We start from the raw sequence: 9,563 nt of genomic DNA on the forward strand, positions 1-9,563 counted from the left end.
GCCGTGATCTGCTGTCGGCGTACGAGGCGCGGGCCCCCCGGGGGGGCCCCCCAACGGCCCCCAAGGGGGGGCAGTAAAAAAGAAACACCGGCTGGCCGCCGCGACTAGGCGGGCGCCGACAAGATACCAGCGCGCGGGCACCTTCTCCGCCCCCCCCCTGGCCGCGCCCCACCCGCGCGTTGCCTTTCAACCCCCCCCCCCCCGCCCCCATTGCGGGGCCCCCCCGGGCGCCCCGCGCCTCGTACGCCGACAGCAGATCACGGCTGAGCGGATGCAGGGAGAACCCGTCGGCCGCGATATGGTGCACGACCCCGACCAGCACATGATCGTCGGCGCCCAGGCGGTAGATCCGCATCCGCACCGGCGGCTGGACGGTCAGATCGTAACCCTGGACAACGAATTCGGTGATCGCCGCGAGCAGTTCGGCGCCGAGGCCGTCCGCGGATGCGCCGGCGGCGGCGAACTCGCGGACCTCGACCTCCGGAATCGCCTCGGCCGGGGGCAGCACCCGCTGATAGCCGACCCCATCCTGCGACGGGTACACGGTGCGCAGGGATTCGTGCCGGGCGATCACATCGCCGACCGCCTCGATCATGGCCGGCACATGCAGCGTGCCGCGCATCCGGAAGACGATCGGAATATTGTCGACCGCCGAATCCGGCTGGAAGCGGTTGAGGAACCACATCCGCTGTTGCGCCTGCGACAGCGGCGGGCGCTCGGGCCGCGGACGGGCGGCGAGCACCGGACGCCCGCCGGCGCCGGCCTGCTGCTCCACCCGGGCCGCCAGGGCGGCCACGGTCGAATCCTCGAACAGCATCCGCACCGGCACCTCGGTGTCGAGCGCGGCGCCGATCCGGGCGGCGACCTGGGTCGCGATCAGCGAGTTACCGCCGAGGGCGAAGAAATCGTCATCGGCGCCGATGCCCTCGGTGCCCAGCAGTTCGGCGAAGACGCCGGCCACGATCTCCTCGATCGGAGACGACACCGCGCGCGAGGCCGCCGATTCGAACACCGGGGCGGGTAGTGCCCGGCGATCCAGTTTGCCGTTGATGGTCAGCGGAATCCGGTCCAGCACAACCAGTGCGGACGGAACCATATAGCTCGGCAGTCGTTCCGCCGCGCCCGCGCGGACGGCTTCGGTATCGATCTCGGTTCCGGTATCGGCCACCACATAGCCGACGATCCGGTGATCGCCCGGTTTGTCCTCGCGGACGATCACCGCGGCCTGCGCCACCCCGGGCTGCGCCAGGACGGCGGCCTCGATCTCACCGAGTTCGATCCGGAAACCGCGCACCTTCACCTGATCGTCGGCGCGCCCGAGATATTCGAGTTCGCCGAAGCGGTTCCAGCGGGCGAGGTCACCGGAGCGGTACAGCCGGTCACCGGGTGCGCCCAGCGGGTCGGCCACGAAACGGGCCGCGGTCAGGTCGGGGCGGGCGAGGTAGCCGCGGGCCAGCTGCACACCGGAGACGTACAGCTCACCCGATACCCCCACCGGCGCCGGCCGCAGGCGTTCGTCGAGCACATAGATCTTCAGTCCGCCCAGCGCGCGGCCCACCACGCTGCCGGCCGCGCCGGCGATGGTGGCGGCGTCGAGCGCGCGGTAGGACACGTGCACCGTGGTCTCGGTGATGCCGTACATGTTCACCAGCAGCGGCGATGCGGTTTCCCGCCCGTCGACCACCTGGGTGCGCCCGGACGTTCCGTCCCCGTGCCGTTCGACCCAGTCGGCGAGGCGGCGCAGTTCCAGCGCCTCGCCGCCGAACACCACGTAGCGCAGCGCCAGCGGCCGGTCGGCGGCGGCGGTGCGATCCGCTTCGGCCAGCTGATAGAACGCCGAGGGCGTCTGGTTCAGCACGGTGACGCGTTCGGTGCGCAGCAGTTCCAGGAACTGCTGCGGCGACCGGGACACGTAGTAGTCGACGACCACGAGGGTGCCGCCGAACAGCAGCGGGCCCCACAGTTCCCAGACCGAGAAGTCGAAAGCGTAGGAGTGGAACAGCGTCCACACGTCCTCGGGCCCGAAACCGAATTCGCGCTCGGTATTGGCGAACAGCCGCACCACATTGCGGTGCGGTACCGCGACACCCTTGGGGCGGCCGGTGGAACCGGAGGTGTAGATGACGTAGGCGGTGTTGTCCGGCCGCAGCGGCGCACGGCGGTCGGCATCGGTGATCGGGCCGTCGTCGGCGTCTTCGATATCGCCCGCTTCCACCGCGTAACCGTCCACCGCCACCCGGGAGACGCCGGCCGGGAGGTCCACCCGCAGGGTGGAATCCAGCACCACGGTCGCCGGACGGGCATCGTCCAGGATGTAGGCGAGCCGTTCCGCCGGGGAATCCGGGTCCACCGGGACGTAACCGGCACCCGATTTGATCACGGCGAGCAGTGCGACGACCAGGTCGAGTGAACGCGGCAGCACCACCGCGACCAGGTTCTCCGGTCCGGCGCCCTCGTCGATCAGGCGGCGGGCCAGCACATTGGCGCGGCGATCCAGTTCGGCGTAGCTGAGCCGGTCGTCACCGAACTTCACGGCCGTCCGCTGCGGATGCTCACCGGCAGCGACCTCGAACAGGCTCGCCAGCGTGGCTGTTGCGGGCTGATCGACGGCGCGGCCCTCGACACTGAATACGCCCGGCGCGGCGTCGGGCCGGATACCCGTCCACTCCTGCACGACAGCGGTGCGCTCGGAGTCGGTGAGCAGATCGATATCGCCGATCGCGATATCCGGGTCCGCCACGACCGCGCGCAGAATCCGCACCAGCCGCTCGGCGAATCCGGTCACGGTCTCCGGATCGAACAGATCGGTGGCATACGACCACTGCATGAGCAGGCTGCCGTCCGCGGCACCGTCGGTACCGACGCTCAGCTGCAGATCGAACTTCGCCAGACCGGGATCGAAATCGACGACCTCGAGATCGAGCCCCGGCAGGGATACGCTGCGCATATCCGCCGCCGACGCGGCCTCGAAGGCCAGCGCCACCTGGAACAGCGGGTGATGCGCCTGCGAGCGGCGCGGATTCAGGATATCGACCAGCCGCTCGAACGGGATATCGGCATGCGAGAAGGCCGCCAGATCGGTACGGCGGACATCGGCGAGCAGTTCGGTGAACGGCATGGCCGCAGACACCTCGGTACGCAACACCAGGGTGTTGACGAACATACCGACCAGATCGTCGAGCGCCTGTTCGCCGCGGCCGGCGATCGGGGTGCCGATGGCGATATCGCCACTGGCCGACATCCGGCTCGACCACGCGGCCAGCACGGCATGCACCAGCATGAACAGGGTGGTTCCCTGCGAACGGGCCAGGTTCTCCAGCTCGGTGCGCAGGGCCGGATCCACGGCGAAATCGTGAACGGCACCGGAGTTGGAGGCGATCTCCGGACGCGGCCGATCGGCCGGGAGCTCCAGCTGATCGGGCAGATCCCGGAGATTCTCGACCCAGTACTCGACCTGCTGGGCGGCCACCGAACCCGGATCGTCCTCCGAACCCAGCACCTCGCGCTGCCAGAGCGCGTAATCGGCGTACTGGACCGGTAGCGGCGCCCAATCGGGCGCTACCCCGCGGCTGCGATCGCTGTAGGCGACGACGAGGTCACGCAGCAGCGGACGCGGCGAGAAACCGTCGGCGCTGATGTGATGCGCGACGAGGACGAAGACATGGTTGTGCTCGTCGAGCCGCAGCAGGGTCGTCTGGAACGGTGGTGCGGCCGTGACATCGAAGACCGCGCCGGCCAAGGCCAGGATCCGCGCCGGCAGTTCCGCTTCGGTGACGGGTTCGGCGACGAGGTCCAGAGCCACCTCGTCGGCGCGCAGCACCTGCTGATGCCCGACGCCGTCCACCTCGGGGTAGACGGTCCGCAGCACCTCGTGCCGGTCCACCAGATCGGCGAGCGCTGCCTGCAGGGCGTCCACATCGAGGTCGCCGGTGAGCCGAATGGCGAACGGGATGTTGTAGGTGGCCGAGGCGCTGTCGAACCGGTTGAGGAACCACATGCGCTGCTGCGCCAGCGACAACGGCACCCGATCCGGGCGGGGTCGCGGGGCGAGGACCGGCAAACCGGTACGACCGGTGGCGGTTTCGGCGGCAGCTGCCAGGGCAGACACCGTGGAAGCCTCGAACAGCATCCGGACCGGAACCTGCGCATCCAGCGCCTGGCCGACCCGGGCGGCGACCTGGGTCGCGATCAGCGAGTTACCGCCCAGCGCGAAGAAATCGTCATCCGCGCCGATACGGTCGACACCGAGGACATCGGCGAACACACCCGCCACGATCTCCTCGACCGGAGTCGACGGCGCCCGGAACTCCCGCGCCTCGAACTCCGGCTCCGGCAACGCCTTACGATCCAGCTTGCCGGACGTATTCAACGGGAACGCATCGAGCACCACGACGGCCGCCGGAACCATATAGGTCGGCAGGACCTCACGCACGGAGTCCAGCAGTGTCGTCTGCACGATCTGCTGTCCCGGGGCGGGGACGATGTAGCCGACCAGTTGCTCACCGAGTGGCGAGGCCACAACCGTCACCACGGCCTGGCTTACCTGCGGCTGCGCCAGGAACGCCGACTCGATCTCACCGAGCTCGATGCGCTGACCACGGAACTTCACCTGGAAATCGGTACGACCCAGGTACTCCAGCACCGGTTCACCCTCGACGCGCTGCCAACGCACCAGGTCACCCGTGCGATACATCCGCCGACCGGCGTCGAACGGGCTCGCCACGAACCTGTCGGAGCTGAGATCCGGACGGGTCACATAGCCACGCGCGAGCTGATCACCGGCCAGATACAACTCACCCGTCACACCCTCGGGTACCGGCCGCAACCGCGAATCCAGCACATACACGCGGGAGTTCCACTGCGGCACACCGATCGGAACACTCCCGGTCTCGTCACCCGTGGCCTGCCAATAAGTGATCGACACCGCAGCCTCGGTCGGACCGTAAAGGTTGTGCACCGCCGCATCCGAAATCGCATGCATCGCAGTGACCGTCTCCGGCGGCAACGCTTCACCGATCACGAACACATGCTCGAGACTCGGAACCGAACCCGCAGCCGTATGCGCCGCGAACACCGTCAGCATCGACGGAACGAAGTCGGTCACCGTCACCTGCTGCTCGGCAATCACCCGCGCCAGATACTCCGGATCACGATGACCATCCGGGGTCGCCACCACCAGGTGCGCACCGGCAGCCAGCGGCAAGAAATAGCCCCACAGCGATACGTCGAACGTGGTCGCCGTCTTCTGCAGATAGACGTCACCCGCATCCAGCGGGTATTCCGCCAGCATCCACGCGACCTGATTCGCGATCGCCGAATGCGGCACCGCCACACCCTTCGGCCGACCCGTAGAACCCGAGGTGAAGATCACATAGGCCGTATTCGACGGCCGAACCGGCGCAAGCCGATCCGCATCCGTCACCGGCGCGGCGTCGAAACCACTGGTATCGAGAGTGTCCAACGTCAGCACCGGCACACCCGCGAGCGTGCCCACACTGTCACCGGCAACTCGGTCACTGCCGACGGCACCGTCACCGCCGAGGCCGGCGTCAGCCGGTTCGATCCCGACAGCCTGCGCATCGGCCGTGGTGGACAGCAGGCACACCGGTGCCGCGGTATCGAGGATGTAACCGATCCGCTCAGCCGGATGCGACGGATCCAACGGCACATACGCACCACCAGCCGCGACCACCGCATACATGCCCACAACCAAGTCCAGCGACCGCGACGCAAGCAGCCCGACCAGCGACTCAGGACCCACACCCTGCACAACCAGATACCGCGCCAAACGGTTCACCCGAGCCGAGAACTCGCCGTAGGACAGACTTGTCCCCTCGAACGACACCGCCACCCGATCCGGGTGCGCCACCGCCACCCGCTCGAACCCGTCCAGCAGCAACCGCTCCGGCAGCGCATACTCGGTCGCATTCCACTCCGCCAGCACCCGGGTGCGCTCGACGGGCGCGAGAATTTCCAGGTCGCCCACGGGAACCGAGGGGTCCGCCACGATCTGGCTCAGCAACCGGGTGAACCGGTCGGCGAACCCCTGCACCGTGGCGCGGTCGAACAGATCCGTCGCGAAGGTCAGGTATCCGGCCACCCCGCCCGCTTCGCCCGCGGTGTCGTAGGAATCGCTCAGGATGAGATTCAGGTCGAACTGGGAGACCTCGGTATCGATATCGACACCGGACACGGTGAGCCCCGGCAACTCCAGGCTCGACCGGTCCAAGTTCTGGAAGGTGAATCCCACCTGGAACAGCGGGTGCCGGGCGGTCGACCGGGCCGGGTTCAGTACCTCGACGAGTCGTTCGAACGGCACGTCGGCGTTGGCGAATGCCGCGATATCCAGCTGCCGCTGCCGCGCGAGCAGATCGGTGAACGCTTCGCCGCGATCGACCTGGGTCCGGAACACCAGGGTGTTCACGAACATACCGATCAGATCGTCGAGCGCCTGCTCACCGCGTCCGGCCACCGGGGTGCCGATGGTGATGTCGTCGGTGCCCGACAGCCGCGACAGCAGTACCGCGAACGCGGTATGCGCCACCATGAACAGGGTCGCGCCCTGCTGCTGCGCCACCCTCTGCAGTCCGGCATGGACCTCGGCATCGATACCGATATCCACCCGGCCACCGGTGAACGATTGCACCGCCGGACGCGGCCGGTCCATCGGCAGGTCCAGCTGGTCCGGGATCCCGGCCAGCGCCGACTCCCAGTACCCGAGCTGCTCGGCCGCCAGCGATTCCGGATCGGATTCGTCGCCGAGCAGGTTGCGCTGCCAGATACTGAAATCGGCGTACTGCACCGGCAGCGGCGCCCACGCCGGGGATTCCTGCGCGGCCCGGGCGGCGTAGGCGGTCATCACATCGCGGGCCAGCGGACCGACCGACGAGCCGTCGGCGGCGATGTGGTGTGCCACCAGCGCGAGCACGAATTCGCCGGAGACACCGGCGGCGGGCTCCTGCGAATCGGTGGCGGAATCGTCCAGCCGGAACAGGGCCACCCGCAGCGGCACTTCGGTGGTCACGTCGAAACCGGTGGAAGCCAGTTCCGCCACGGCCGCACCGATATCCGCGGCAGCGACCGACCGCACCGCGAGCTCCGGAACCGCCTGGGCCGCGGGGAGCACCAGCTGCACGGGGCCGGACGCGGAATCCGGGTACACGGTGCGCAGCACCTCGTGACGCGCCACCAGGTCCGCGACCGCTACGCGCAGGGCGTCCACATCGAGCGCGCCGGACAGCCGGATCGCCATCGGAATGTTGTAGGCGGCAGACGCACCGTCGAAGCGGTTGAGGAACCACATCCGCTGCTGTGCCAGCGACAACGGAGCAACCTGCTGAACCTCGCCCGACCCGGTGACCCGCGTCGGCCGCGGCTGCGGCACCAACGGCGCCCGGCCACCCGAACCGGCATGCTGCTCGACCCGCACCGCCAAACCGGCGACGGTGGACGCTTCGAACAATGCCCGCACCGGAACAGTCGTATCCAGCGCCTTGCTCAACCGCGCCGCAACCTGGGTCCCGACGAGCGAGTTACCACCGAGGGCAAAGAAATCGTCGTCCGCGCCGACCTGATCGATCCCGAGGACTTCGGCGAAGGTATTCGCCACGATCTCCTCGATCGGAGTCGACGGCGCCCGGAACTCCCGCGCCTCGAACTCCGGCTCCGGCAACGCTTTACGGTCCAGCTTGCCGTTCACATTCAACGGCAGCGCGTCGAGCTCCACGAATGCCGACGGCACCATATACGACGGCAACCGCTGCCCCAGCGCGTCCTGGATACGTGCGAAATCCAGACCCGCGCCGGACGGAACCAGGTAGCCGACCAGTCGATCGCCGGTCCGCGGGTCCGACTTCGCCACCACAGCCGCCTGCGCGACCTCCGGCAAGTCCAGCAACGCCGCTTCGATCTCACCCAGCTCGATCCGGAAACCACGAATCTTCACCTGGAAATCGGTACGACCCCGATACTCCAACTCACCCGAACGACTCCAGGCAACGAGGTCACCGGTCCGGTACATCCGCTCACCGGCCGCGAACGGATCGGCCACGAACCGCTCCGCACTCAGATCGACGCGACCGAAATACCCGTGCGCCAACTGCACACCGGCCAGATACAACTCACCCGACACACCATCGGGAACCGGCTGCAACCTGCCGTCCAGCACATAAACGCGGGAATTCCACTGCGGCGCACCGATCGGCACCGCGACCCGGTCGATCTCGGTCACTCGATGCGTGGTGATCGAGACCGCGGCCTCGGTCGGACCATAGAGGTTGAACAACCCCGCATCCGGATAGTCGGCGAGCATCCGCTGCGCGGTCGCGGCGGGCAGCGCCTCACCGATGGCGAGCACCCGCCGCAGCGACGCAGACATGCCCCCGTCGCTGACCAGCAGGGCATCCAGCATCGACGGAACCACCGTCAACGTGGTCACACCTTCGCGACGCATGAGATCGTTGAGATAGGACGGATCGCGATGACCGTCCGGGGCGGCGATGACCATCCGGCCACCACACACGGCAGCGGTCCAGAACTCCCACACCGACAAGTCGAACGTGGCCGCCGTCTTGAGAAGAATCGAATCTGTTGCTTCCAAACCGAATTCGGCCCAGATGTAGCGCAACTGGTTCACGACCGCCGAGTGCGGAACCGCCACCCCCTTGGGCCGGCCCGTCGAACCCGACGTGAAGATCACGTATGCGGTGTTCGACGCCCGCAACGGCGACACCCGGTCCGCATCGGTGACCGGAGTATCCGCATAGCCGGAGAGATCGAGGGCGCCCAGGTCCACCACCGGCGCACCCGCGATACTCGTATCGAATCCGCTTTCGGCGTTCGTCAGCACACACACCGGTGCCGCGGTCTCCAGAATGTAATCACTGCGTTCGGCAGGCTGATCGGGGTCGATCGGCACATAGGCACCACCGGCCACCGTCACCGCATACATCGCGACCACGAGATCCACCGACCGCCGCAACGCCAACGCGACCCTAACCTCGGGACCCACACCCTGACCGATCAGGTACCGGGCCAAACCGTTGACCCGCGCCCCCAACTCGGCGTACGTGACCTGCGACCCGTCGGCTGCCACCAAAGCCACCGCACCGCGATGGGCGGCCGCTGTCGCATCCAGCAGCGAAACCAGGGTGTCGGCGGAATCCGGTTCCCGGGCAGTCGTGTTGCGCTCGGCCAGCGCCGCGCGCTCCGCGGGAGCCAGAATGTCCAGTTCCCCGACCGCGGACTCCGGCGCCGCGATGATCTCGCCCAGCAGCCGCACGAACCGGTCCACGAAGCCCTGCGCGGTTGCACGATCGAACAGATCGGTGGCGTAGGTGAGGTGGCCGCTCACTCCGTTCGGTGCGCCGGTGCTGTCGTAGTCGTCGCCGATGATCAGGTGCAGGTCGAACTGGGAGATCTCGGTATCGATATCGACACCCGACACCGTCAGACCGGGCAACTCCAGACTCGACTGCGCCAGGTTCTGGAACGAGAAACCCACCTGGAACAACGGATGCCGAGCCGTCGAACGAACCGGATTCAGCACCTCCACCAAACGCTCG

Annotated in this window: 1 protein-coding gene; it reads right to left on the reverse strand. The window is 67.9% G+C overall.

Annotation, left to right across the window (positions count from 1 at the left end; genetic code table 11):
• On the reverse strand, positions 1–9,563 hold a 9,563-nt coding region (locus QH196_RS01685; protein ID WP_432279413.1), incomplete at both ends, for an amino acid adenylation domain-containing protein.

Origin of the sequence: Nocardia carnea, from assembly GCF_029868325.1 — a bacterium.
GTDB lineage: Bacteria > Actinomycetota > Actinomycetes > Mycobacteriales > Mycobacteriaceae > Nocardia > Nocardia carnea_C.